This window comes from Paraburkholderia sp. BCC1886 (assembly GCF_900996245.1).
Taxonomy (GTDB): Bacteria; Pseudomonadota; Gammaproteobacteria; order Burkholderiales; family Burkholderiaceae; genus Paraburkholderia.
This window is the reverse complement of sequence record NZ_CAAJGK010000012.1, coordinates 1-427: the sequence shown is the minus strand read 5'-3', so window position 1 is coordinate 427 and position 427 is coordinate 1. Positions and strand designations below refer to the sequence as shown.

General features: G+C 70.3%; 1 protein-coding gene. It reads left to right on the top strand.

Annotated features, from left to right (window positions below; genetic code table 11):
- Nucleotide 1 precedes the first annotated feature (1 nt).
- Nucleotides 2–379 (top strand): GNAT family N-acetyltransferase, encoded by a 378-nt coding sequence (locus FQ746_RS01630; protein ID WP_260853846.1) that lies wholly within the window; start codon nt 2–4, stop codon nt 377–379.
- Nucleotides 380–427 lie beyond the last annotated feature (48 nt).

The following is a 427-nucleotide window of genomic DNA, read 5'->3' as shown; positions in this document are numbered from 1 at the left end:
GATCCACGCCTTCCTGCACGACCACGCGCCCTGGTCGCTTGGCATCCCGCGCGAGGTGGTGCAGCAGTCGATCGACGGCTCGCTCTGCTTCGGCGCCTTCCTCGGCGAAACCTTCGTCGGCTTCGCGCGGCTCGTCACCGACCTGGCCACCTTCGCCTATCTCTGCGACGTGTTCGTGCTGCCCGAGCATCGCGGGCAGGGCCATGCGCGCACGCTGATCGACCAGGTCTTCGCCGATCCGCGCGTGAGCGGCCTGCGCCGCATCGCGCTGGTGACGAGCGACGCGCACGGGCTCTATGCGCCGGTGGGCTTCGTCGCGCCCGCGCATCCCGAGCGCTGGATGGAGCTGCATCGGCCCGAGGTGTATCGCCGGGCTTGAGCGCGCGGGCGCCTACAATACGCGCTTTGCACGCGGAGCCCGCCATGA